Annotated in this window: 19 protein-coding genes and 2 tRNA genes; 19 read left to right on the forward strand and 2 right to left on the reverse strand. The window is 39.1% G+C overall.

Translation table 11 applies throughout. The features are described 5' to 3' along the window. Positions 1 to 14 precede the first annotated feature (14 nt). Both I6J03_RS11870 and uvrC read left to right on the forward strand, forming a co-directional pair. Entirely contained in the window at positions 15 to 2,258 is a 2,244-nt protein-coding gene (locus tag I6J03_RS11870; protein WP_003011325.1) for a penicillin-binding protein 1A, read from the forward strand. A gap of 70 nt (positions 2,259 to 2,328) precedes the next feature. Beyond that, complete coding sequence (uvrC, locus tag I6J03_RS11875; protein ID WP_003011323.1) at positions 2,329 to 4,140, forward strand: excinuclease ABC subunit UvrC; 1,812 nt, start codon at positions 2,329 to 2,331, stop codon at positions 4,138 to 4,140. Here the strand turns inward: uvrC and era are convergent. Beyond that, positions 4,137 to 5,015 (reverse strand): GTPase Era, encoded by an 879-nt coding sequence (gene era / locus I6J03_RS11880; protein ID WP_003011322.1) that lies wholly within the window; start codon positions 5,013 to 5,015, stop codon positions 4,137 to 4,139. The genes uvrC and era overlap by 4 nt on opposite strands. Positions 5,016 to 5,132: 117 nt before the next feature. Here era and I6J03_RS11885 point away from each other — a divergent pair. The 13 genes from I6J03_RS11885 (at position 5,133) to I6J03_RS11945 (ending at position 16,778) form a co-directional block, all read left to right on the forward strand. Next, positions 5,133 to 5,204, forward strand: a tRNA-Met gene (locus I6J03_RS11885). Positions 5,205 to 5,372: 168 nt separating this feature from the next. Further along, a tRNA-Met gene (locus I6J03_RS11890) sits at positions 5,373 to 5,444 on the forward strand. Positions 5,445 to 5,503: 59 nt separating this feature from the next. Then, positions 5,504 to 5,749, forward strand: a complete 246-nt coding sequence (locus I6J03_RS11895; protein WP_201693697.1) for a GIY-YIG nuclease family protein — start codon at positions 5,504 to 5,506, stop codon at positions 5,747 to 5,749. Positions 5,750 to 5,866: 117 nt separating this feature from the next. Continuing rightward, complete coding sequence (locus I6J03_RS11900; protein WP_201693698.1) at positions 5,867 to 6,112, forward strand: GIY-YIG nuclease family protein; 246 nt, start codon at positions 5,867 to 5,869, stop codon at positions 6,110 to 6,112. 117 nt (positions 6,113 to 6,229) lie between these two features. Further along, positions 6,230 to 6,475 (forward strand): GIY-YIG nuclease family protein, encoded by a 246-nt coding sequence (locus tag I6J03_RS11905; protein ID WP_201693697.1) that lies wholly within the window; start codon positions 6,230 to 6,232, stop codon positions 6,473 to 6,475. 117 nt (positions 6,476 to 6,592) lie between these two features. Further along, the gene (locus I6J03_RS11910; RefSeq protein ID WP_201693697.1) at positions 6,593 to 6,838 is read left to right on the forward strand and encodes a GIY-YIG nuclease family protein; all 246 of its coding nucleotides are present in this window, start codon (positions 6,593 to 6,595) and stop codon (positions 6,836 to 6,838) included. 117 nt (positions 6,839 to 6,955) lie between these two features. Next, positions 6,956 to 7,201, forward strand: a complete 246-nt coding sequence (locus tag I6J03_RS11915; protein WP_201693698.1) for a GIY-YIG nuclease family protein — start codon at positions 6,956 to 6,958, stop codon at positions 7,199 to 7,201. Positions 7,202 to 7,319: 118 nt separating this feature from the next. Further along, on the forward strand, positions 7,320 to 7,565 hold the full coding sequence (locus I6J03_RS11920) for a GIY-YIG nuclease family protein (protein WP_201693697.1): 246 nt from the start codon (positions 7,320 to 7,322) through the stop codon (positions 7,563 to 7,565). 489 nt (positions 7,566 to 8,054) lie between these two features. Continuing rightward, the gene (locus tag I6J03_RS11925) at positions 8,055 to 11,180 is read left to right on the forward strand and encodes a SusC/RagA family TonB-linked outer membrane protein (RefSeq protein WP_003011320.1); all 3,126 of its coding nucleotides are present in this window, start codon (positions 8,055 to 8,057) and stop codon (positions 11,178 to 11,180) included. A gap of 11 nt (positions 11,181 to 11,191) precedes the next feature. Beyond that, positions 11,192 to 12,820, forward strand: coding sequence for a RagB/SusD family nutrient uptake outer membrane protein (locus I6J03_RS11930; RefSeq protein WP_201693699.1), 1,629 nt, complete (start codon positions 11,192 to 11,194; stop codon positions 12,818 to 12,820). Positions 12,821 to 13,095: 275 nt separating this feature from the next. After that, positions 13,096 to 14,397 (forward strand): ribosome biogenesis GTPase Der, encoded by a 1,302-nt coding sequence (gene der / locus I6J03_RS11935; RefSeq protein ID WP_039990476.1) that lies wholly within the window; start codon positions 13,096 to 13,098, stop codon positions 14,395 to 14,397. Between the two features lie 20 nt (positions 14,398 to 14,417). Beyond that, a complete protein-coding gene (gene cysS / locus I6J03_RS11940; protein ID WP_201693700.1) occupies positions 14,418 to 15,884 on the forward strand; it encodes a cysteine--tRNA ligase in 1,467 nt (488 codons plus the stop codon). 27 nt (positions 15,885 to 15,911) lie between these two features. Continuing rightward, complete coding sequence (locus tag I6J03_RS11945; protein WP_003011307.1) at positions 15,912 to 16,778, forward strand: DUF4440 domain-containing protein; 867 nt, start codon at positions 15,912 to 15,914, stop codon at positions 16,776 to 16,778. A 100-nt stretch (positions 16,779 to 16,878) separates the two neighbouring features. Here I6J03_RS11945 and I6J03_RS11950 read toward each other — a convergent pair whose 3' ends face one another. Then, the gene (locus I6J03_RS11950; protein WP_003011305.1) at positions 16,879 to 18,255 is read right to left on the reverse strand and encodes a peptidylprolyl isomerase; all 1,377 of its coding nucleotides are present in this window, start codon (positions 18,253 to 18,255) and stop codon (positions 16,879 to 16,881) included. A 240-nt stretch (positions 18,256 to 18,495) separates the two neighbouring features. Here I6J03_RS11950 and I6J03_RS11955 point away from each other — a divergent pair, with 240 nt between their 5' ends. From I6J03_RS11955 to I6J03_RS11970, 4 genes are all read left to right on the forward strand, one after another. Then, positions 18,496 to 19,614 carry a lactonase family protein gene (locus I6J03_RS11955; protein ID WP_050767819.1) on the forward strand — a complete coding sequence of 373 codons (1,119 nt, stop codon included), beginning with the start codon at positions 18,496 to 18,498 and terminating at the stop codon, positions 19,612 to 19,614. A 61-nt stretch (positions 19,615 to 19,675) separates the two neighbouring features. Further along, on the forward strand, positions 19,676 to 20,209 hold the full coding sequence (locus I6J03_RS11960) for an RNA polymerase sigma-70 factor (RefSeq protein ID WP_003011301.1): 534 nt from the start codon (positions 19,676 to 19,678) through the stop codon (positions 20,207 to 20,209). A gap of 148 nt (positions 20,210 to 20,357) precedes the next feature. Further along, positions 20,358 to 21,542, forward strand: a complete 1,185-nt coding sequence (locus tag I6J03_RS11965) for a FecR family protein (RefSeq protein ID WP_232279830.1) — start codon at positions 20,358 to 20,360, stop codon at positions 21,540 to 21,542. 109 nt (positions 21,543 to 21,651) lie between these two features. Then, positions 21,652 to 25,284, forward strand: a complete 3,633-nt coding sequence (locus I6J03_RS11970) for a SusC/RagA family TonB-linked outer membrane protein (RefSeq protein WP_003011297.1) — start codon at positions 21,652 to 21,654, stop codon at positions 25,282 to 25,284. Positions 25,285 to 25,286: the final 2 nt, after the last annotated feature.

Below are 25,286 nucleotides of genomic sequence, written 5' to 3' on the forward strand. Positions count from 1 at the left end.
TTGGAAATATTAGTATGAGAAGAGTATCAAAAAACAGTAAACTCACTGAAGAGGATATTAAGAAGTATACACGCAATTTTTGGACGATTATTATTGCTTGTGTAGCTTTTGGATTTTTGTTTATCCTGAGTGTAAGGTTAGGTGTATTTGGAAAATTGCCTTCTTTTCAGGATTTGGAGAATCCCAAAAGTAATCTTGCTTCCGAGGTGTTGACCGAGGACAATAAAGTATTGGGGACGTATTATGTTCAGAACAGGTCTAACGTAAAGTATAGTGAGTTGTCTCCTTATCTTGTACAAGCACTGATCGCTACAGAAGATAAACGCTTCTACAAACATGCCGGTATTGATTATTGGCGTACGATGACAGTGATCTTTCATACGATGACGGGAAATAAGCAGGGGGGGAGTACAATTACCCAGCAGCTGGCTTTGAATCTGTTTTCAGATGGTAGAGCAAAAAGCTTTTCCAAACGTATTTTTCAGAAGTTTCAAGAATGGGTTACAGCAGTTCGGTTAGAGCGTAATTATACCAAAGAAGAAATCATTACGATGTATTTTAATACCGTAGATTTTGGTGCTTACAATACTTTTGGTATCAAATCCGCTGCACGTACATATTTTAATACCACTCCGGACAAACTGACTGCCGAGCAGGCTGCATTGCTGGTAGGTATGCTAAAGGGACCGGGGGTATATTCACCGGTAAGATATCCGGAGAATGCTTTGGGACGTCGTAACGTTGTCCTGAATAATATGTACAATGAAAGTTTTATTACAAAAGCTGAAGAAACCGAAAGTGCAGCCAAGCCACTTGGACTGCAGTTGAAGATCTCCAATTACGGAGAAGGACTGGCGCCATATTTCAGAGCCGTACTAAAAGAGGAGATCAAAAAAGAGTTTGCCCGTCTGTCTATTACCAAATCGGATGGTACACCATACGATCTGGACAGAGATGGACTGAAAATATATTCGACGATCAACTATACCATGCAGCAATATGCGGAAGAAGCACAGAAAAGAGCAATGAAGGAGTTGCAGGGAGCTTTTGATCGTCAATGGAAAGGAAGAACACCTTTCTCAGGGAAGAATGCGCAACTGTTGATTTCGGGGATGAAACGTTCAGATCGCTACCGTATGATGAAAGATCTGGGTGCTTCTGAAGAAGAAATTAAAAAAGCATTCAATACCAAGGTTCCAATGAATGTCTTTACCTGGAGAGGAAGTGTGGATACGGTCATGACACCTATGGATTCTATCAAGTATAACAAGTTGTTTCTCCGAAATGCCATGATGTCTATGGAACCGCAAACCGGCTACATAAAAGCATGGGTAGGTGGAATTAATTTTGAACACTTTAAATATGATCAGGTTAAGTTGGGTACACGTCAGGTCGGTTCCACCGCAAAACCGTTTACCTATGCAGTCGCTGTAGATAATGGCTATTCTCCATGTTACAGCGTCCCTAATTTTCAACAGACGTATGGCAACTGGACGCCAAGAGGAACAGTGCAGGGCGGCAATCCCATTACACTTAAGAAAGCACTGGCTTATTCACAGAACTATGCTACGGCATATCTGATCAATGAAGTAGGGGCAAGTGCTGTAGCGAATCTGACTCAGAAAATGGGAATTACCTCTAAAGTACCTTCTTATCCGTCTATTGCACTGGGAGCTTATGAAGCTTCTGTATTTGATATGGTAGGTGCATATTCCGCATTTGTAAATAGCGGTACATGGGTAGAGCCTACTATGATCATGCGCATAGAAGATAAGAGTGGGACAACGATATATGAAAAGGCTCCTAAAGTTGTTAAAGCACTGAACAGCGAAACGGCTTATATCATGGTGGATATGTTAAAAGGAGTTGTAGACGGCGGTACCGCTACCCGTATCAAATGGTTCTATAAACTTAACTATCCAATAGGAGGTAAAACAGGTACGACAAATGATAACTCAGATGCCTGGTTTATCGGAGTGACTCCTCAATTGGTGACCGGTGTATGGACAGGAGCAGAAGACAGAGGTATCAGTTTCTACAGTACCAACGAAGGGCAAGGCGCGCGTGCAGCGATGCCTGTGTTTGCTTACTATATGCAAAAAGTCTACGGAGACAGTAAACTGAAATATACGAAAGAAGATTTTCCGCTTCCGGCAGGAGGATTGACCCGTGAACTGGATTGCGGTAAATATGCTCCGTTTAATGGTACAGGACCTGCTACAGATGAAAATCTGGATGATGATCGGTTAGGTTTTTAATTATTTAAAATAAGATACGATGCCAACTGTCAGATTTTTCCGAAATTTGATAGTTGGCATATTTTTTTGAATGAGCTCATTTGACTATAAAGAAGAATTAAAGCGTATTCCGCACAAACCGGGTGTTTATCAATATTTTGATAAGCAGGATGAGCTGATCTATATCGGTAAAGCAAAAGATCTGCGTAATCGAGTCGGATCTTACTTTGTCAATGATAATCAGCTAAGTGGTAAAACGCGGGTACTTGTACGAAAAATTAATCGTATTGCTTTTACTATTGTAGATACGGAGATCGATGCCTGGTTATTGGAGAACAATCTGATAAAAAAGCATAAGCCTAAGTATAATGTGATGCTCAAGGATGATAAGACTTATCCCTGGATTGTCATCAAGCAGGAACGTTTTCCCAGAGTATTCTGGACAAGAAAATATATCAAGGATGGTTCCCGTTATTTTGGGCCATATGCCTCAGTCGGTATGATGCACACGGTACTCGATGTGATCAGAGAATTGTTTCCGCTGCGTACCTGCAATCTGTCATTGACGGACGATAATATTCGCACAGGTAAATTCAAAGTCTGTCTGGAATATCAGATTGGCAACTGTAAAGGGCCATGTGAAGGTTATCAGTCAGAAGAGGATTATGATCAGAATCTGGATGATATCAAAGATATTCTGAATGGTAAGATTGCCGTGGTCACTAATCGTCTTAAACAACAGATCGATACAGCGGTTGGAGCATTGAACTTTGAACTGGCTCATGCGCTCAAGTCCAAATTGGATAAGCTGGATTATTACCAAAGTAAATCTACAGTCGTCAATTCTTCTATTACAAATGTGGATGTGTTCAGTATTGCTTCGGATCAGAGTTATGCATTTGTCAACTTTCTGAAAGTAATGAACGGCGTGATTATCCAGACGCAGACCTTAGAAATGAAGCGTCGTCTGGATGAAACCGATGTCGAACTACTGGCGCTGGCAATTCCGGAAATTAGAAATCGTTTTAAGAGCGCCTCCAGAGAGATTATCGTGCCTTTTGATATGGATATCGAAGGAGATGATAATATTAAGTTTACGGTGCCCAAATTAGGTGAAAAACGCAAATTGCTGGACTTGTCTCTTAAGAATGTCGCTTATTTCAAAAAAGAACGCTTATTGCATTATGAAAGATTAAATCCGGATCTCAAAACAGAGCGTATTCTGACCCAGATGCAAAAGGATCTTCGGATGAATGTTCTTCCTCAGCATATCGAATGTTTTGATAACTCCAATATACAGGGTAATTTCCCCGTGTCTGCGATCGTGGTGTTTAAAGATGCGAAACCTTCCAAGAAAGATTACAGACATTTTAATGTGAAGACTGTCGTTGGTCCCAATGATTTTGCGACAATGGAGGAAGCTGTTTTCAGACGGTACAGAAGATTATTGGATGAAGATCAGCCATTGCCACAGTTGATTATTATTGACGGGGGTAAAGGACAGTTAGGTGCAGCATTGAAAAGCCTGAGGTTGCTGGGGATTGAGAAGCAGGTGACAGTCATTGGTATAGCTAAACGTCTCGAGGAACTGTATTATCCCGGAGATCAGTATCCGCTTTATCTGGATAAAAAATCAGAAACACTCAAAATTATCCAACATCTCCGTGACGAAGCGCATCGCTTTGGGATTACTTTTCACCGGAATCAGAGAAGCCGGAAGACTTTTGTCTCCGAATTGGAGAATATCCCGGGAGTAGGCAAGACTTCTGTTGACAAGTTACTGAAAACATTTAAATCGGTCAGAAAAGTCAAAGAGGCGAGTGACGAGGAACTAAAAAAAGTGCTTAACCTGAAACAGGTAAAAGCACTTCGTGAATATTTTCAGGACGATACCCCTGATTAGTCATCATATCCGAATCTTTTCAGGTAGTTTTTCTTACTTCTCCAATCCGGGATGACTTTGACAAAGATTTCCAGAAAGACCTTGCCTCCTATAAATTCTTCTATGTCCTGACGGGCATATGTACCTACTTTTTTGATCATTTCTCCGGCTTTTCCGATCAGGATGTTCTTTTGAGAATCGCGTTCAACAATAATTTCAGCTGCGATTCTGGTGATTTTTGGTTCTTCTTTGTAAGAAGTAATAATGACCTCAGTACTGTAAGGAATCTCCTTGTCATATAGTTTGAAGACTTTTTCACGAATCATCTCAGAAACGAAAAAACGCATAGATTTGTCCGTTAGCTCGTCCTTTTCATAGTATGGAGCATGCTCCGGAAGCTTCTCTTTGATGTATTCCATAATAGCCACCACATTGTGCTGGAGCAAGGCTGAAATAGCAAATATGGTGTCCGGATTTAACTTTTCTTTCCAGAACTCGATTTTTGCTTTTACATCTTCCTCTGTAGATTTATCTATTTTGTTAATCAGAACCGCAACAGGAGAAGAAGTTTTTCTTAATTTTTCGATAACATCATTTTCATCATATTTTTCGTTGATGTCCGTAACAAAAAGAATAATATCCGCATCAATTAGTGATCCCTGGACAAAATTCATCATAGATTCTTGTAAAGAATAGTTGGGTTTGATGACTCCGGGAGTGTCCGAAAAGACAATTTGATGGTTTTCATCGTTGACAATACCAATTATCCGGTGTCTTGTTGTTTGAGCTTTTGGTGTGATGATTGACATCTTTTCACCTACTAAAGCGTTCATTAGCGTAGACTTACCTGCGTTGGGCTTACCAATGATACTTACGAAACCTGCTTTGTGCGACATTTTTTTTTAAATTATATTAGGAATACAAAGAAACAAAATATATCTTTGTACTCCAATTAGAAAAGGACGTTATATTGGTTTCTGAATATAAGAACCCAATTTTGAAATAAAATATATTGCGGGATGGAGCAGTGGTAGCTCGTCGGGCTCATAACCCGAAGGTCATCAGTTCGAGTCTGGTTCCCGCTACTAAAAAGGGTTAGCGCAAGGCTAACCCAAAAATATTAATCGCATATTGCGGGGTGAAGTGTTCTTCAGAACATAGGGTTCATATCCGCCAGTTGGCGGACATCAGTTGAGTCTGATATTCACCTAAAGAGTTAGCTAAAGGCTAACTAAATTTGAAATAAGATATATTGCGGGGTGGAGCAGTGGTAGCTCGTCGGGCTCATAACCCGAAGGTCATCAGTTCGAGTCTGGTCCCCGCTACTCATTGAAGCTTCAGTTTACGGACTGAGGCTTTTTTTGTTTAAGTAGTATTGATTTCTATGTTTACGGTTTATGTTCTGTATTCCGGTGTTTATGATAAGATTTATATCGGTATGACTTCAGATTTGCCATCTCGTCTGCTTTCTCATAATGAATTAGGGACTAAGGGTTGGACAATCCGTTACCGGCCGTGGGAGTTGCTTTATACAGAAGAATATGCCACTAAATCAGAAGCACTGAAGCGGGAACAGGAATTGAAAAGTTATCAGGGGAGATTGTTTATCCGGAGCTTACTGAAAGGGTAGTCTTGTCGTGCTCATATCCGCCAGCTGGCGGACATCAGTTCGAGTCTGGTCCCCGCTACTCATTGAAGCTTCAGTTTACGGACTGAGGCTTTTTTTGTTTAAGTAGTATTGATTTCTATGTTTACGGTTTATGTTCTGTATTCCGGTGTTTATGATAAGATTTATATCGGTATGACTTCAGATTTGCCATCTCGTCTGCTTTCTCATAATGAATTAGGGACTAAGGGTTGGACAATCCGTTACCGGCCGTGGGAGTTGCTTTATACAGAAGAATATGCCACTAAATCAGAAGCACTGAAGCGGGAACAGGCATTGAAAAGTTATCAGGGGAGATTGTTTATCCGGAGCTTACTGAAAGGGTAGTCTTGTCGTGCTCATATCCGCCAGCTGGCGGACATCAGTTCGAGTCTGGTCCCCGCTACTCATTGAAGCTTCAGTTTACGGACTGAGGCTTTTTTTGTTTAAGTAGTATTGATTTCTATGTTTACGGTTTATGTTCTGTATTCCGGTGTTTATGATAAGATTTATATCGGTATGACTTCAGATTTGCCATCTCGTCTGCTTTCTCATAATGAATTAGGGACTAAGGGTTGGACAATCCGTTACCGGCCGTGGGAGTTGCTTTATACAGAAGAATATGCCACTAAATCAGAAGCACTGAAGCGGGAACAGGAATTGAAAAGTTATCAGGGGAGATTGTTTATCCGGAGCTTACTGAAAGGGTAGTCTTGTCGTGCTCATATCCGCCAGCTGGCGGACATCAGTTCGAGTCTGGTCCCCGCTACTCATTGAAGCTTCAGTTTACGGACTGAGGCTTTTTTTGTTTAAGTAGTATTGATTTCTATGTTTACGGTTTATGTTCTGTATTCCGGTGTTTATGATAAGATTTATATCGGTATGACTTCAGATTTGCCATCTCGTCTGCTTTCTCATAATGAATTAGGGACTAAGGGTTGGACAATCCGTTACCGGCCGTGGGAGTTGCTTTATACAGAAGAATATGCCACTAAATCAGAAGCACTGAAGCGGGAACAGGAATTGAAAAGTTATCAGGGGAGATTGTTTATCCGGAGCTTACTGAAAGGGTAGTCTTGTCGTGCTCATATCCGCCAGCTGGCGGACATCAGTTCGAGTCTGGTCCCCGCTACTCATTGAAGCTTCAGTTTACGGACTGAGGCTTTTTTTGTTTAAGTAGTATTGATTTCTATGTTTACGGTTTATGTTCTGTATTCCGGTGTTTATGATAAGATTTATATCGGTATGACTTCAGATTTGCCATCTCGTCTGCTTTCTCATAATGAATTAGGGACTAAGGGTTGGACAATCCGTTACCGGCCGTGGGAGTTGCTTTATACAGAAGAATATGCCACTAAATCAGAAGCACTGAAGCGGGAACAGGCATTGAAAAGTTATCAGGGGAGATTGTTTATCCGGAGCTTACTGAAAGGGTAGTCTTGTCGTGCTCATATCCGCCAGCTGGCGGACATCAGTTCGAGTCTGGTCCCCGCTACTCATTGAAGCTTCAGTTTACGGACTGAGGCTTTTTTTGTTTTAAGTAGTATTGATTTCTATGTTTACGGTTTATGTTCTGTATTCCGGTGTTTATGATAAGATTTATATCGGTATGACTTCAGATTTGCCATCTCGTCTGCTTTCTCATAATGAATTAGGGACTAAGGGTTGGACAATCCGTTATCGGCCGTGGGAGTTGCTTTATACAGAAGAATATGCCACTAAATCAGAAGCACTGAAGCGGGAACAGGAATTGAAAAGTTATCAGGGGAGATTGTTTATCCGGAGCTTACTGAAAGGGTAGTCTTGTCGTGCTCATATCCGCCAGCTGGCGGACATCAGTTCGAGTCTGGTCCCCGCTACTCATTGAAGCTTCAGTTTACGGACTGAGGCTTTTTTTGTTTTAAGTAGTATTGATTTCTATGTTTACGATAAGAGCAGTTAAAAGGGTTTAGTTTTTCTTGTTTTTGAAGATATTTCCATATAATATTTTGTGAAATATAGAATTTTCAATTTATCTGTTTATTTTTTTGATTAAAACATAGTTGTTACAGAATAATATTTTTGTATATCTTTTATAAAACGTTGGCATCTAGTGTTTTTTGGTTTTTTTAGCAAATAATATTGAGCAGTTTTTGCTAAAAAAATACTTAGTGTAAAAGTTACGCAAACGTTTTCGTTTAGTTAACACTTTCTTAACAGTTTCAATTGACCTATTATTGTGGAACTAAACGTACATACCACATATTCTAAACTTATAAGTTTCATGGATATGAGAATAAACTAAAAAAATATGATCAAGAAGTTTTCAATTAAAGCTCCTTTCAAACCGATTTTTCTTTCTTTACTTCTAACCGGAACTGGTTCTTCGGCTCTTATTGTAAAGGCCGGAAGTATGGGTAAGATTGATTATTCCTATGCAAGACATTTGCAACAGGGAATTAGGGGAAAAGTGACAGATGGTACTAATCCGCTAAGTGGAGTTACCGTAATTGTCAAAGGAAGTGCTAAAGCTACATCTACTGATGCCTCCGGAAATTTTAGTATTGATGCTAAAGTTGGCGATGTTCTGACATTTTCAAGTGTTGGGTATGAGCCTCAGGAGGTTAAGGTTGTCGGAGCGACTGTTTCCGTTCAGTTGATATCAGATAATGAAGCATTGGAGGAGGTTGTAGTCGTAGGTTTTGCAAGACAGAAGAAAGTGAATCTGACTGGTGCTGTGCAGGCCATATCTTCCAAAGATCTGGAAGATCGTCCGGTAACGAATGTTTCCTCAGCTATTCAGGGGAAATTTGCAGGTGTAACAATTAGTCAGAATTCAGGACAACCTGGAAAAGATAACGGAACAATCCGGATCAGAGGTCTGGGAACCATTAATAATGCGAATCCTTTGGTAATCGTAGACGGAATTGAGAGTTCTATGAATAATATCAATCCCAATGATATAGAAAATATATCGGTGCTAAAAGATGGTCCGAGTGCCGCTATTTATGGTTCAAAAGCGGCTAACGGAGTTATTTTGATCACAACAAAAAAAGGAGGAAATGGCAAGCCTCAACTGAATTATACTGGATATGCGGGTATACAGGACCCGACAAGGTTGCCCAATTATATGGATTCATATGATCATGCCGTTATCTTGAATGAGGCTTTGACTAATGAAGGTAAAGCGATTCGTTTTTCAGAAGCCGATCTTCAGGGATTTAAAAGCGGATCAGATCCTGATAAATACCCTAATACGGATTGGCTTGATTTATTATATCAGGGTTCAGGATTTCAGCAGTCTCATAACTTACAGGTTACAGGTGGGACAGATGATGTCAAGTATATGGCGTCAGCAGGTTATCTGGGACAAAAAGGTGTAATCAAAATTGCCGCATCAGATCGCTATAATCTGCGGACCAATATTGGCGCTAAAGTTTCAGAGCGATTGAATCTGGATTTAGGGTTGGCATATAATTATCAACGGATTGATGAACCTGTAAATCCCTACACAGGAGACATGGCACAGATATTCAGACAATCAAACCGTATTCCTTCTTTTATTCCTTATAAATATTCAAATGGCTACTATGGTTATTATGGGGATGGAAATCCAATTGCGTGGTTAGATATGGGATCTGTCGATAAGATGATCAACAAACACACTCAAGTGAATTTCTCAGGAGAATTCAAGATCATGGATGGGTTAAAATTCAAACAAGTCGTGGGGTTTCAGCCGATTGATAATCTTTCTTCAAAATTTGTAAAAGATATTCAATACTATGATAATACAACCGGAAACCCAACCAGCAAACAAGGGCCAAATAATTTAACTGTCTATAACTTTCAGTCCGAGCGCTTAACATTTCAGTCCTTACTGACTTATGATAAAAAGATTGGACAGCATCAGTTGAATGTTTTGGGAGGATTTATGGATGAGACATTTAAAGCAGATTATTCCAGCTCCTACAGGCAGAATTTTTTAAATAATGATCTGTCCGAAATAAATTTAGGAGATGTCGATGGCCAAAGGGCAGAAGGCGGGGCTAAAAAGTTAATATTAAGATCCTGGTTTGGTCGTGTGAATTATGTATTTGCAGATAAATATTTGCTTGAAGCGAATGTGCGGCATGACGGTACTTCCCGGTTTTTAGGTACTCACAGATGGAGTACTTTTCCTTCTTTCTCAGCGGGATGGAGAATTTCCCAAGAAGAGTTTTTTGCCAATTCAGGTTTAGCCAATTCAATATCTGAATTTAAATTAAGAGGGGGATGGGGAAAACTGGGTAATCAACAGCTTGCCGCCACGACAGACAATAATTATCCTACAGATGACTCCTATTACCCGGGTGTTTTCGTAATAAGTCCGGGATATAATTATCCTTTTGGCGGTGTTACAAATCCCGGAGGAGCAATTGTTAATTCCGCAAATCCGGTTCTGGCCTGGGAATCTACTCAAAGTACCAATATTGGTTTTGATTTGAATTTCAAAAATAATCTGGGTATTGTGGTGGACTATTTTGATCGTATAACGGATGGAGTATTATTACAGTTACCTGTATCTTCCTTGTATGGTCTGCCTGCTCCTACACAAAATGCAGGAAAAGTTCAAAATAACGGTATTGAAGTTCAGTTAAACTATCAGGGAAGAGCAGGAGAGTTAAAGTATAGTTTCGCAGTAAACGGTTCATACATAAATAACCAGATCAAACAATGGAAAAATACAGCAGCTGAACCCAACGGTACATTTTATGTCTATCAGCAGGGATCACCTATCCGTTCATTCTATGGTTATGAGACATTAGGTATTTACCGTACGGATGAAGAATATAAAAACAGCGGTGTCAAAGGAGTAAACAATAATGTGGGTGCAGGAGACCTTATTTATAAAGATCAGAACGGAGATGGTAAAATTGACGGGAATGACCGCGTATACCTGGGTTCTCCTGATCCTAAATATATCTTTGGTCTGACATCAAATCTAAGCTATAAAAATTTTGATCTGAGTCTGTTTTTCCAGGGTGCGGCTAAAGTGCAGGGATATCTGTGGGGTGAAGCAATCGGAAGTATTTCAGGATCAGATAAGCCGACTGATATTTATGCCGACAGATTCAATGCAAATACAAATCCGAACGGATCAATGCCGAGAGCACTGACAAGCTGGACGCAAAACAGTCCATTAAGTACACCTTCAGATTTCTGGATTCAAAATGCAAGTTACTTAAGGCTGAAAAACATCACAGTAGGTTATACTATTCCTAAGCGTTTTGTAGATAAAATAGGAATCAAAGGAGCCAAAATATATTATAGCGGACAGAATTTGTTGACTTTTACAGGTTTTGCCAAAGGCTTTGATCCGGAAACACCTGCGGATTCAAGAGGTAACTTCTATCCACAGGTAAAAACAAATGTTTTTGGGTTGAATGTGAATTTTTAATTAGAAAAGTTATGAAATTTAATACATATATAGCAGTTGCATTAGGACTTACATCTGTTTTGTTTTCCTGCCAAAAGCTGGATCAGGATCCTTTGGATGCAATAAGTGAAAGTAACTTCTGGAATACGGAAAAAGAAACATTGTACGCTGTTACAGGTTTATATAGCGGTAGAAGGGGAACAGACGGTAAATTAGTCGCCGGTTCATCCTGGGAAGATGGTAGTCAGATCTTCTATATGGATTGTACATCAGATAATTCTAACAGTGATTTTCCCTGGGAAGGATTTCAGGCTTTGGGTAACGGGAATGCAACTCCTACGGATGCCGGAAATGCTTCAACACGATATAGTTATGAGTTGATCCGAAGAGCAAACTGGATTTTGGAGAATATAGATAAATCTCCTGTTTCTGAAACGTTGAAAAACCGGTTGAAAGCCGAAGTCAGAGTTATTCGTGCTTATCGTTATCTGGATATGGCCACATTGTTTGGTGCAGTGCCAATTTTGACAAAAACGGTCTCTATTGAAGAAGCATATGCGCCAGCTAATACGCAAAAAGAAGTTCTGCAGTTTGTGGAGACAGAATTAAAAGATGCAGCAGCTATATTACCTGCAAAATACGACGCCAGTAATGTAGGACGTATGACTAAAGGAGCGGCTCTTGGGTTGCTGGCTCGTTGTTATGCTTTTCAGAATAAACACGAAGAAGTTATCAGTACTACGGAGCAGATAATTACTTCCGGCACATATCAGTTGTTTGGTGATTATGCAAATCTGTTTGAAGAAGCAAATGAGAATAACAGTGAAGTGATGATGGATATTCAGTACGTGGCGAATATTCAGGGGTACACAGATTTAGGAATTATGATGCCAAATCTGTCAGGCGGCTGGAGTTCGATTGTTCCTACACAGAATCTGATAGATGCTTATGAAACAAAAGATGGAGAACCTATCAGTGAATCTGTAACTTACAGTGCTTCTCAGCCATACACGAATCGTGATCCGAGACTTTCGGCTACTGTAGTCTATCCGGGAGCATTATATAGTGGCAGATATTTTGATCCCTTGAATCCAAGTTCAAAAGATCATCCTGCAGCAGCCGATAATGCATCCAGTACAGGATATAACTATAAGAAATATTTGCAAAATCCGTCTTCATACAGCAATGTATGGAATGTAGGCGTTAACATTATTGTGATGCGTTATGCTGAAATGCTGCTGCTGAATGCCGAAGCTAAGATCGAGTCAAATAAAATTGATAACAGTGTGTACGAACATTTAAATGCGGTACGTGTACGCGCAGGAATGCCTAAAGTAAATGAAGCTGTTTATAGTAATCAGACAAAACTCAGAGAATTGGTTCGTCGGGAATTTCGTGTAGAATTTGCTGGAGAAGGAAGACGTAGATTCGATATTATCCGTTGGGGTATTGCAGATGTTGTCATGAACGGAGCTGTTTATGGCAGCTTATCAAAGGGCAGTGTAAATTCTCAAACCGGAGAAGTGACATTTACTAACCTTACAGATCGTTTTTTCGTGGAGAACAGGATCTTCACTAAAGGGAAAAATGAATTATGGCCTATTCCACAGGTGGTAATTGACAACAGTAAAGGGACGTTAAGTCAAAATCCAAATTATTAAAAATTTCAATCCGATTATAATAAGGTCACTCCATGGAGTGACCTTATCTGTTTTTAACTTTAGCATCGGATATTAAATGAGATGAACTCAATTGAAGGCCGAAAAAAATGTTCTTCGTAGATTCGTCGCTATAAATACGAAAACTATAATTGATTCTCAGTCAAATTTAGTATATTAATAAAGGATAATCATTCCTTATTCCGTATCTTTGTTCCCTTAATAATTTAGAATAAATGTGCGGTTCATCATAAATGAACCGATTCAAAATAACAAATATGGCAAATATTGTTGCAATCGTAGGTCGTCCAAATGTTGGAAAATCAACTCTTTTTAATCGTCTTACGGAAAGTAGAAAGGCTATTGTGGATGACTTTAGCGGGGTAACTCGCGATCGTCACTACGAATCTGCCGAGTGGATAGGGAAAAAATTTACTGTTATCGATACCGGAGGTTTTGTACACGGATCAGACGATGTGTTTGAAGAGGCTATTCGTGATCAGGTGTACATCGCTATTGAAGAGGCTTCCGTTATTATTTTTATGGTAGATGTGACTACCGGTATCACAGATCTGGATGATGAGATAGCCGACATTCTTAGAAGAAGTACGAAGCCCGTATATGTTGCGGCCAATAAAGTAGACCACGCTAAACTGCACCATGATTCTGCTGAATTCTATGCTTTTGGTCTGGGTGAAATTTATAATATTTCTTCAGCTACAGGTTCCGGAACAGGAGAATTGTTAGATGCTGTTGTTTCTACTTTTGAAGTTGAAGAAGAAGAAGAATCCACGCTTCCCAAATATACTATTGTGGGTCGTCCGAATGTAGGTAAATCCTCATTGACGAATGCATTATTAGGGAAAGAACGTAATATCGTAACACCTGTTGCAGGTACGACACGTGATTCTATCCGTATCCACTATAATCAGTTTGGTCATGAATTCCTATTGATTGATACGGCAGGTATGCGCAGGAAATCAAAAGTAAATGAAGATATTGAGTTTTATTCCGTTATGCGTACGATCAAGGCATTGGAAGATTCCGATGTTGTTATTCTGATGCTGGATGCTCAGGATGGTATTGAAGCGCAGGATATTAATATCTTTCATTTAGCGGAGAAAAATAAAAAGGGTGTCATGATCGTGGTCAATAAGTGGGATTTGATCGAGAAGGATAATAAGACCATGAAAGAATTCGAAGCCCGTATCCGTGAAAAAATCGCCCCTTTTACAGATGTTCCTATTGTATTTACATCTGTAACGGAGAAACAACGTATCCATAAAACACTGGAGGTGGCTGCGAAAGTATATCAGAATAAAACCAAGAAAATCCCTACTTCTAAGTTGAATGAAGTGATGTTGCAGGTGATCGAAAACTATCCTCCTCCTGCAATTAAGGGGAAATATATCAAAGTCAAATATGTGACCCAGATTCCGGGAAGATCCCCGATGTTTGCGTTCTTCTGTAATCTTCCTCAGTACATCAAGGATCCTTACAAAAGATATGTAGAGAATAAGTTGCGTGAGAATTTTGATTTTGAGGGAGTTCCGATTCAGTTATATTTCAGACAAAAATAGATTCCCATTCTTATAATTTTATGGAAAATAATCTGGTTCTTTATAATACAATAAGCAGAAAGAAAGAGAAATTTAATCCTATTCACCCTTCCATGGTAGGGATGTATGTGTGTGGACCCACAGTGTACAGTGATGTACATTTAGGAAACTGCCGCACATTTGTATCATTCGATCTGATATTCCGTTACCTGTTGCACCTGGGCTATAAAGTACGTTATGTACGTAATATTACCGATGCGGGACATCTGGAAGGAGACAGAGATGAAGGGGATGATAAATTTGCAAAAAAAGCCAAGCTAGAGCAACTGGAACCTATGGAAATCGTACAAAAGTACACTATAGGCTTTCATGATGTCCTTCGCTTGTTTAATACGCTCCCTCCAAGTATTGAGCCTACAGCTACAGGACATATTTCAGAGCAGATTGAGATGATCAAGCAGATCATTGATAACGGATATGCTTATGAAGTGAACGGTACTGTTTATTTTGACGTAGAGAAATATGTTCAAAAATATGATTATACCGTTCTGACCAACCGTAAGCTGGAAGATTTGTTAAATAATACACGCGAATTGGGCGGACAGGATGAGAAAAAGGGGCGTTTGGATTTCGCTCTTTGGATAAAGGCAAAACCTGAACATATTATGCGCTGGCCGGCACCATGGAGTACAGGCTTTCCGGGATGGCATATCGAATGTTCGGCGATGAGCAATAAATATCTGGGAGCACAGTTTGATATACATGGTGGTGGAATGGATCTGGCAGCTACTCATCATACCAATGAGATCGCTCAATCAGAAGCCTGCAATCACACCAGTCCGGCGCGTTACTGGATGCATACCAATATGCTGACCGTAAACGGGGCCCGTATGTCCAAATCCTCCGGTAACGGATTTCTGCCTCAGGAGCTGTTTACGGGAAATCATCCGCTTCTCGAAAGAGGTTATTCTCCGATGGCGGTTCGTTTCTTCATGCTGCAGGCACATTACAGAAGTACATTAGACTTCTCAAATGAAGCCCTGGATGCTGCAGATAAAGGATTTAAGCGATTGATGAATGCTATCGCACTATTGAATAAGATCACGCCTTCTAAAGCTACATCCGGATTTAATCTGGAAGATATACGTAAAAACTGTTATGCAGCGATGGATGATGATTTCAACAGTCCTATACTGATTGCAGAACTTTTTGAAGTTGTGCGTGTCATTAATTCGATTTATGATGGTAAAGCTACCATTAATCAAAAAGGATTGGATGAACTCAAAGCCTTTATGAAAGACTTTGTTGAAGATATTCTGGGATTGAATGATGATAGCAATGCAGGGACGGATAATATGGATGAACTGATGAATGTGATTATTAATATCCGTAATTCAGCCAAACAGAATAAGGATTTTGCAACATCAGATCGTATCCGTGAAGAGTTGTCCTCTATAGGTATACAATTGAAAGACAGCAAAGACGGAACACTTTGGAATAAGATTTGATATTAGACCGTTGTAAAAATATAATTAATGAAATTTTGGACAACAGTAGCTGTAGTAGCCACAGCTTTAACTTTTCAAACCTATAGCAGTCAGGCTCAATTGCCGGATAAAGTTGGAAGTCTGATTACGGTAGATCGTGATGCCGCTAAATTATCACAATCCAGCAGCCCTCATCAGGCTTTCTTATCGATTGTAGATAAAGAATCTGTCTTTTTTACACCATCGGCAGTGAATGCCTTCAATTACCTCAATAACAGGCCCAATATTGCAGATGTTATGAGTTGGGATCCTAATTTTGTATTAGTATCCCGTAGTCAGGATTGGGGCGTGACCAGCGGAGCTATGGAGTTTCAGAAAGTTGGTGCAATAAAGCGTTACGGGCAATATCTGACCGTCTGGAAGAGAAATAAGAAAGGGATATGGAAGGTTAATTTAAGAGCTGAAGTGGAGAACTACGGTAAACAGAAAGCCTCAGATCTGATTTATTATGAGCCGGATGACAACTGGTACCTCAAACACCGTTCGAAAGTAAGACTGGGGCAGCGTGAAGATGTAGTAATGCAGAGTGATAAGCTGTTTTCAACAGTTTTAAAAGCAAATAACCCGACAGCATACGGAGAGTTCCTGACAGACGATGTTAAGTTTTTGTATCCATGGCAGGATCCTATGGAAGGAAAGAAAGATGTAATGGCGTTCCTGAAAAAACAACGTGTAGAGATTCATACTAACCCGACAAACGTAGGTCGTGCATACAGTGGTGAATATGCTTATACGTATGGTACGGCAGATGTAATCACTAAAGATAAAACCGTTAAATATAACTATATCCGTATCTGGCAGCTGAAAGATGACTATCAGTGGAAAGTGATGATTGAGATGATGTTTGAGCGTTAACAAACAGCGTTTATACTAGTCGGATACCAAACGGTATAAAACATAAATCGGGCTTCAACATCATCTGTTGAAGCCCGATTTCCTTTATATGGATAAGTACTTATTTCGCAATATTTGCTGAAGCATTTTCTATCGGCTTGATCCAGATTTTAAGATCATCGCACTTATGAAAATCGTCATTGATAGCGATAAATGTATTGGTTCTTCTGCTCTCGAACCATTCGCTTAACTTTCTTCTTGTTTTATCTTCCGAAGCCGCCTCTTTTATTTTTGAAAAATCCTGATCAAGGTTGGCCTTATGTGGAGGTATTCTTGTCTTCAGAAAACTGATGCGGTAACCGCTCTTCCCTGCTGGACCTTCTTCCTGAAAAAGAGTAGGTTGAGAGTATTCTCCTGCTTTTAAAGGGTCGATGGCCGTAAATACGCTTGCCTCCAGTTTATTAACCGGGATTAGCGTAGATCTGTTCTGATCGGTCACCATACCACCGTTAAACTTGGTTTCCTTATTGTCTGAATATTGTGTAGCCGCATTATAAAAGTCTATTTTCTTATTGATCAGCTTTTGGTACAAGCTGTCCATTTTTACTTTTGTGCGCTCCAGACTTGCATTAGTCGGTTTGATAGAAACCAGAATATGTCTTGCACGAACCTCTTCCCCTCTTCTCTCCAGCACCTGCAGGAAATGAAAACCGTATTCTGTCTCGAATACCTGAGAAATCTCTCCCGGTTTAAGTTTAAAGGCAACAGCTGAAAATTCTTTTACGTAATTATCACGTGTCGAAAAACCAAGATCTCCACCTGCAACAGCAGATCCCTTATCCTCAGAATAAAGTCTTGCTATTGTTCCGAAATCCGAACCGTCCACAATTTGTTTGCGAAGATCTTCAGCCCGCTTGCGGGATGCTTCTTTTTCTTCTTTAGTGAGTACCGGGTACATCACGATTTCTCCGATTTCAACTTCCGTATCAAAATAAGGCAGACTGTCTTTGTTCAGACCTTCAAAATATCTTTTGACCTCCAAAGGAGTTACATCTATTTTCTGAACAATATTCTGCTGCATTTTCTGGGCTTTCAATTGCTCTGCCACACTTGTGCGCATTTCTTCCTTATACTGTAACAGCGATCTGTTCAGAAAACTTTCCAACCTTTCTTTTCCTCCTGCCTGACGGGTCATCACATTGAGGCGGTTGTTGAGATTATCATCTACTTCAGATTCGGATACTTCAATCGAATCCAGTACTGCCTGTTGGGCAAGAAGCTTTTGCGTTAATAACTGCTGAAGAATATAGCATTTGAAATCTTCGTTAGGACTCATGCCCTGAGCTAAGTTTTGAGAATACTGCATATCAATATCTGATTGCAATATGATATTAGCTCCCACTGTAGCCACCACTCTGTCTACTATTTTGCCCTGTGCGAAAGTGAAATTTATACTTCCCAACACACAAAATAGTAACACACATAACTGTTTGATCATTCTTAGTGAAATTGAATTACGTTGTGAATATGATATTTGACTATCAAAATCTTATACTCATCTAAACTAACGCAAAAATATCAGATTAAATTAACTTTTTGATGTTTTGGACAAAAATAATTGCCATATAACATCGAGGAAAGTTATCTTTATCCAACGTTAGTTTTTACAAAAGGCTAAATTACATATTTGGTTAGGATGAGTCATTGACATTTAACCAATTTTAACAAATCATAACTTATGAATACTTTAAGAACCTGTCTGATACCAATGATCTTTTTGTGTACGCTATTAATGCCTTCTGTGGGAATCGCCCAGACAAATGTTCCGCTTTTTGTAGGGACATATACGCAGCCCGGAAAAAGTAAAGGAATATACATATACGATTTTAATCAAAAGAGCAGGCAAGCTAACCTGCTGAACACAACCTCTTGTAACAATCCGTCGTTTTTAGCTAAAAGTAAAGATGGAAAGACACTTTATGCGGTGAGTGAAAAGAATGACGGTACAGAAAACCTTGCAGCTTATCATTTTGATGGAAAACAATTAACGTTTTTAAATGAAGTAAATGTCGGGGGAGCGGATCCTTGCCATGTTTCCCTGAGCAATACGGACCCTATCGCTGTCGTTTCGAATTATTCCGGTGGCTCTTTTGCAGTTTTCAGCCTGAATACCGATGGTAGTATTGCTGCCAGAGATACTCTTGTGCAGCACAGTGGCAAAGGTATAGATGCTTCCCGTCAGGACAAACCACATGTACATTCTGCATTTTTCGCACCGGATTTTAAGACAATCTTTGTCCAGGATTTAGGCACGGATAAGATTAGTATTTATCCGGTAAAACAAACAAATGGCATCTATGGAGTAGGCACCCCATCCATCATCCATACTCCGGCAGGAGGAGGACCACGTCATATCGCTATTGCTAAAGATGGAAAGTCTTTTTATCTGGTCACGGAGATGACTGCAAAAGTTGTTGCATATGCAAAGAAGAAAGGTAAATGGGAACTTATACAAGAAATAGATATCAATAGAGCCGGATTTAGCGGAGGAAACGGTGCAGCGGAAATAAAACTGTCTCCTGACGGAAAATTTGTGTATGCTTCCAATAGAGGAGATGCAAATATAATCACTGCTTTCAAAGTTTTAAAAGATAGAAAGCTAATAGTTGTTGATACATATAATGTGGGAGGCAGGGGACCGCGTAATTTTAATTTTTCACCTGACGGCCAGTCAATTCTAGTCGGAAACCAGTATACAGATAATATAACGCTATTTAAACGTGATATTGCCACAGGTTCGTTACAAAAATTAGAGTCCGATATAAATATTTTTTCTCCCGTCTGTATTGTTTTTTGATTGATATTTGCTAGCTTGCTTTAACAATTGTTAACAACCTGAATATTTTTGAAGAGGGATTATGAAAAGAGAGCCTAACGAATATATATTCAAAAAATATTATCCCCGCCTTTGTCATTTTGCGTGGAAGCTGCTTGGAGTCAAATCTCAGGCCGAAGATGTGGTACAGGATGCCTTCTGCACTTACTTTGATCAGCAGGAAAATGTGTCCGGTGAAGAGAATGCTGTAAAAAACTTTTTATACACAGCTGTACGCTTTTCCTGTTACAATATTCACCGGAGAGAAAAAATTCAGGAACGTTACTGGATGCTCAATCCGATAAAAGAAGAAGAAGAAAGTCAGGTGGAGCATTCCCTTATTTTTTCGGAAGTAATTGCAGATGTATATCGTGTTGTTGCCGAGATGCCAAAATCTTGTCAGCATGTTTTCCGTATGGGCTACCTGGAAGGCCTTTCCAATCTGGAAATAGCCGAAAAACTTGATATTAGTATCAATACTGTAAAAACTCAAAAACAAAGAGGAATGAAAACACTATTAGCCAAACTGGATCCTGAGCTTTTGGCGGTTTTTGTTATTTTGTTCAGTATTAAATAATCCTTTATTTAATTGATTAAGTCCTGTTTCTCCTGATTATATTCCGGAAATAGTATTCTTGTTTACATACACCTAACAAAAAATTAAAATTATTTTAACTTCTTGTCACCCTTTTATGACCTGAATGTTTCTATATATATACAATGTTATGAAAAGAAACCATTTTTACACCAGCCAATTAGTCAAAAAGTACCTCAGAAACCAGCTTTCTGAGCAGGAAGCTATTGATTTCAGAGACTGGCTGGCTTCCGATCATAAGAATAAAGATCTCGTGGAGAACTTTAAAAATGCCAATGCAATAGAAGAAGATCTTAATTTTATGCATGATGTTGATGTAGACGCCGCGTGGGATAAAGTAAATGTTAAACAGGGAAAAAAGCGTAAACCAAACTATTACAAGTATACCGCTGTAGCGGCACTTGTGGCTATGTGTTTCTCTTTGACATGGATCTGGTTAAATCAACAGTCTGATACAGTCGCGCATAAATCAATTGTTGCTGATACTTCAGGAAAATATAAAAATGATGTTCTTCCCGGCACGAGCGGAGCACATCTTATTCTGGCAGACGGAAGTCATGTGGATGTGTCGGATACAAAGACAATTTCTAAAGACGCAAAAGTAGAGGGAAGTAAAGACGGAATACGGTATGTAGATCAGGGAGCGACAAAAGCCCTTGTTTATAATACCCTTGTTGTACCCAAAGCCAGTTTTTTTAAAATCGAACTTTCGGATGGTACTAAGGTTTGGGTCAATGCTGTTTCGAAGTTGAAATTTCCGGTACAGTTTTCCGGTAATGAGCGGAGAGTATACTTGGAAGGAGAGGCCTATTTTGAAGTTGCCAAAGATGCATCAAGACCTTTTGTTGTAGAGGCCGGTGGAAATTCGATAAAAGTACTGGGTACACATTTTAATGTGAATTCTTACTCCAAAGCCGTCAAAACAACTCTGGTAGAAGGAAAAGTAGAGGTTTCTAATGGTGAGATGAGTGCTTTATTATTGCCGGGAGAATCCGCATTATCAACAGATCAATCTGTTAAAAAGTCGAGATCTGATTTTAGAAAAGAGCTTGCCTGGAAAAACAATGAGTTCTATTTTAAAGGAGATAATATAGCATCAATAGCAGCCGAATTATCCCGGTGGTATGATTTGGATGTTTCGTTTATCGGTCAGATAGAATTTGATAAAGGATATTCAGGAAGTATAGAAAGAAATGTTAACCTGAGTCAGGTCTTAGAAATGCTTCGTTACGTCAGTCATCTTGACTTTGACGTCGATGGAAAGAAACTTACAATTATTAACAAACATATAAACAGAAAAACTATGGAAAAATGATACGCTCTAGATTACAAAAAAACAGGGATGTTGCAGCACCCCTGTCCATGAATTAATTAGGAACTGAAATTTAAGTGAACTAACCCAAATTACCCAATTACTCAAATGTATGAAAAACTTATTATTTCGCAAACAGCTTGATTCGCGTCAGGAAAAAGCTCGTTTGCGCCAATTATTACTAACCATGAAAATTACGGTTATACTATCATTGGTTTTTATGACTTGTGTACATGCTGATAGTGTGGCTCAGAAAGTATCCCTGTCATTGAAAAACGCAAAATTGGAGGAAGTATTTTCATCCATCTCTAAACAAACCAAATACAGGTTTTTGTATGAAGATGAGGTGATTAGAAATGCTAAACCTGTAAATGTAGAATTGAAAGGTGCTTCTGTAGAGAGTGCACTTTCTAACGTTTTGAATAGTACAGACTATTCCTTTAAAATAATTGCAGGAACAATTACTGTAAATAAAATTACATCAGTAGCAAGTCGTAATCTTGATATTCAAAGACCTGTTACCGGAACCATCAAAGATGAGAACGGCAGACCACTTGCAGGAGCAACAGTTTCTGTAAAAGGGTCTTCGACTTCGACAAGTACTAATGATCAGGGATATTTTTCTATCAATGCCGCATCTAATGCAACTTTAGTTGTACGATTTGTCGGATTCAATCCAAGAGAAATCAGTGTGTCAGGACGCTCTTCTATTGAAATACAATTATCTAATGAAGATAAAGCTTTAGAAGAAGTCGTTATTACCGGTCTTGGAGCAAAGATTGATAAACGTACCTTTACCGGAGCAACTGCTAAAGTAAATATGAAAGATATTGAATTAGGAGGTTTGCCTGATCCATCCAGAGCGCTGGAAGGAAGAGTTGCCGGTGTGAGTGTGCAAAATACTACAGGAACATTTGGTACAGCTCCTAAAATCCGTGTCCGCGGTGCGACTTCTATTTATGGAAGCTCTAAACCGTTATGGGTTGTAGATGGTATTATCATTGAGGATGTAGCCGATGTTTCATCTGATGATCTTTCCTCCGGAGATGCATTAACGTTAATCAGTTCTGCTGTAGCAGGCCTTAATGCAAACGATATTGAATCGTTTACAGTGTTGAAAGATGGTTCTGCAACATCTATTTATGGTGCCCGTGCAATGGGTGGGGTTATCGTTGTAACGACTAAAAGAGGAACTGCTGGTAGAAATTCAGCAAGTTATGTAGGCGAATTTACTTCTCGTGATATCCCTTCTTATAATAATTTTGATATCATGAACTCGCAGGAGCAAATGTCATTTTATCAGATGTTAGAGCAGCGTGGCTGGTTAAATATGGCTAATGTGGCAAGTAGGTCTGTGTCAGGTGTTTATGGTAAAATGTATGAGTTGATTAAGTCTGGTCAACTGGAAAATACAACAGAAAGTAAAAATGCTTACTTGAGAGAGGCAGAGTACAGAAATACAGACTGGTTTAAGCAACTGTTTAGCCGTACTGTTATGCAAAACCATTCTGTCAGTTTAACATCCGGAACAGAAAAAGCGCAATACTATACCTCATTAAGTGGAGTATTTGATAACGGCTGGACTAAGAAAAGTGATGTAAAACGTTACACAGCATTATTCAATGCTACTTATAATCTTTACGATAACTTAAAATTAGATTTGAGATCTAACGGATCATATCGTGATCAACGTGCTCCGGGTACTTTGGGACAATCTGTCAACTTGGTAACTATGGATGTAAGACGTGATTTTGATATTAATCCATACTCATATGCATTAAATTCATCTCGTACTTTAGATCCAAATGAATTTTACGCTCGAAATTATGCTCCGTTTAATATTCTTCATGAATTGGAGAACAACTACATGGACATTAATGCCGCAGATGTTAAGTTTCAGGGTGAATTAAAATGGAAAGTAATCAAGCCTTTGGAATTGGGATTATTAGCTGCAACGAGATATCAGCAAACCTCTCAACAACACTATATTAAGGATCAGTCAAATCAGGCTTTAGCTTACAGATGGATGCCAACAACGTTTATTCGTGATGCGAATCCATTCCTGTACACGAATCCGGATAATCCTTATGCAGTGCCTGAAACAGTATTACCAAATGGTGGTATCTACAACCGTACAGACTACAAAATGTGGACAAAAGATTTTCGTTTCACAGCAGCATATGATCAGACATTCAATGATATTCATAAATTGTATGTTTTTGCGGGAGCGGAATCTAACTCTGTAGACAGAAATAACAACTGGTTCAGAGGCTGGGGTATGCAATATGATTTAGGTGAGATTCCGTTTGTTGATTACAAAGTATTCAAAAAAGGAGCGGAAGAAAATTCGCAGTATTACACGATAAGTAATACCCGAAGCAGACAAGTTGCATTTTACGGAACGGCAAACTATACGTTTGATAATCGTTATACCATCAATGGAACATTACGTTATGAAGGTACAAATCGCTTAGGAAGAACAACTTCTGCCCGCTGGATGCCGACATGGAACGTGTCTGGTATGTGGAATGTAACGGAAGAGAGTTTCTTTAAGGCATTAGAGTCACCAATATCAAATCTATCTCTTAAAGCATCTTATAGCTTAACAGCAGATAGGGGCCCAGCTTTTGTAACAAATTCTAAAGTAATTATCCGAAGCTTTAATCCATGGAGACCAAACGTTTCAGATAAAGAGACAGGATTAAACATTTCTACTCTTGAAAACTCAGAATTAACGTATGAAAAGAAACATGAGTTTAACTTCGGAACGTCTATAGGCTTATTCCAAAATCGTATAGCTTTAGACTTTGACTACTACAAGAGAAAGAACTTTGATCTAATTGGTATTGTTAATACACAAGGATTAGGAGGGGAAATTTCGAAATATGGTAACGTCGCAGACATGGAATCTCACGGGGTAGAGTTCAGTTTATCTGCAACAATTCTAAAAAATGATAACTTTTCATGGAGTTCCAGCTTCATATATAGCAAAGCGAAAAATAAAGTAACATCATTAGAGAACAATAGTCGTGTTGGTGATCTGATCGTTGGAAATGGATTTGCGCTTGAAGGATATCCTGTTCGTTCATTATTCTCGATTCCATTTTCACATTTGACAAGCAGCGGTTTACCTGTTTTCAATTATATTAACGGTACGCAAACTACTACAGGTATCAATTTTCAAAGCAGAGAAAACTTCGATTATCTGAAATATGAAGGACCAACAGATCCTACAGACATGGGTAGTTTTGGTAATATTTTCACGTACAAAAACTTTAGGTTGAATGTCTTCCTTACGTATTCATTTGGTAATGTTATACGTAGAGATCCGGCATATGCTACAGGTTATTCAGATCTTAATGCAATGCCACGTGAATTCTGGGATGCCTGGACCGTTCCAGGTGATGAAAACTTAACTAATATTCCTGTAATACTGGATAACCGTTTTATCCGTAACAACAGTCAATATAGTTATGCTTATAATGCGTACAACTACTCAACAGAAACACTTGCTAAAGGAGATTTTATCCGTCTGAAAGATGTTTCATTAGCTTATGAATTACCTAAAGATTTAGTAAGATCTCTAAAGATGTCTAATCTGGGAGTACGATTGAATGTGATTAATCCATGGTTGATCTATGCAGATAAACGGTTAAATGGACAAGATCCGGAGTTTGTTAATTCCGGAGGTGTAGCTTTACCGATTGCTAGACAATATACATTAACCTTAAAAATGGGATTTTAATA

Source organism: Sphingobacterium spiritivorum, assembly GCF_016724845.1.
Taxonomy (GTDB): domain Bacteria; phylum Bacteroidota; class Bacteroidia; order Sphingobacteriales; family Sphingobacteriaceae; genus Sphingobacterium; species Sphingobacterium spiritivorum_A.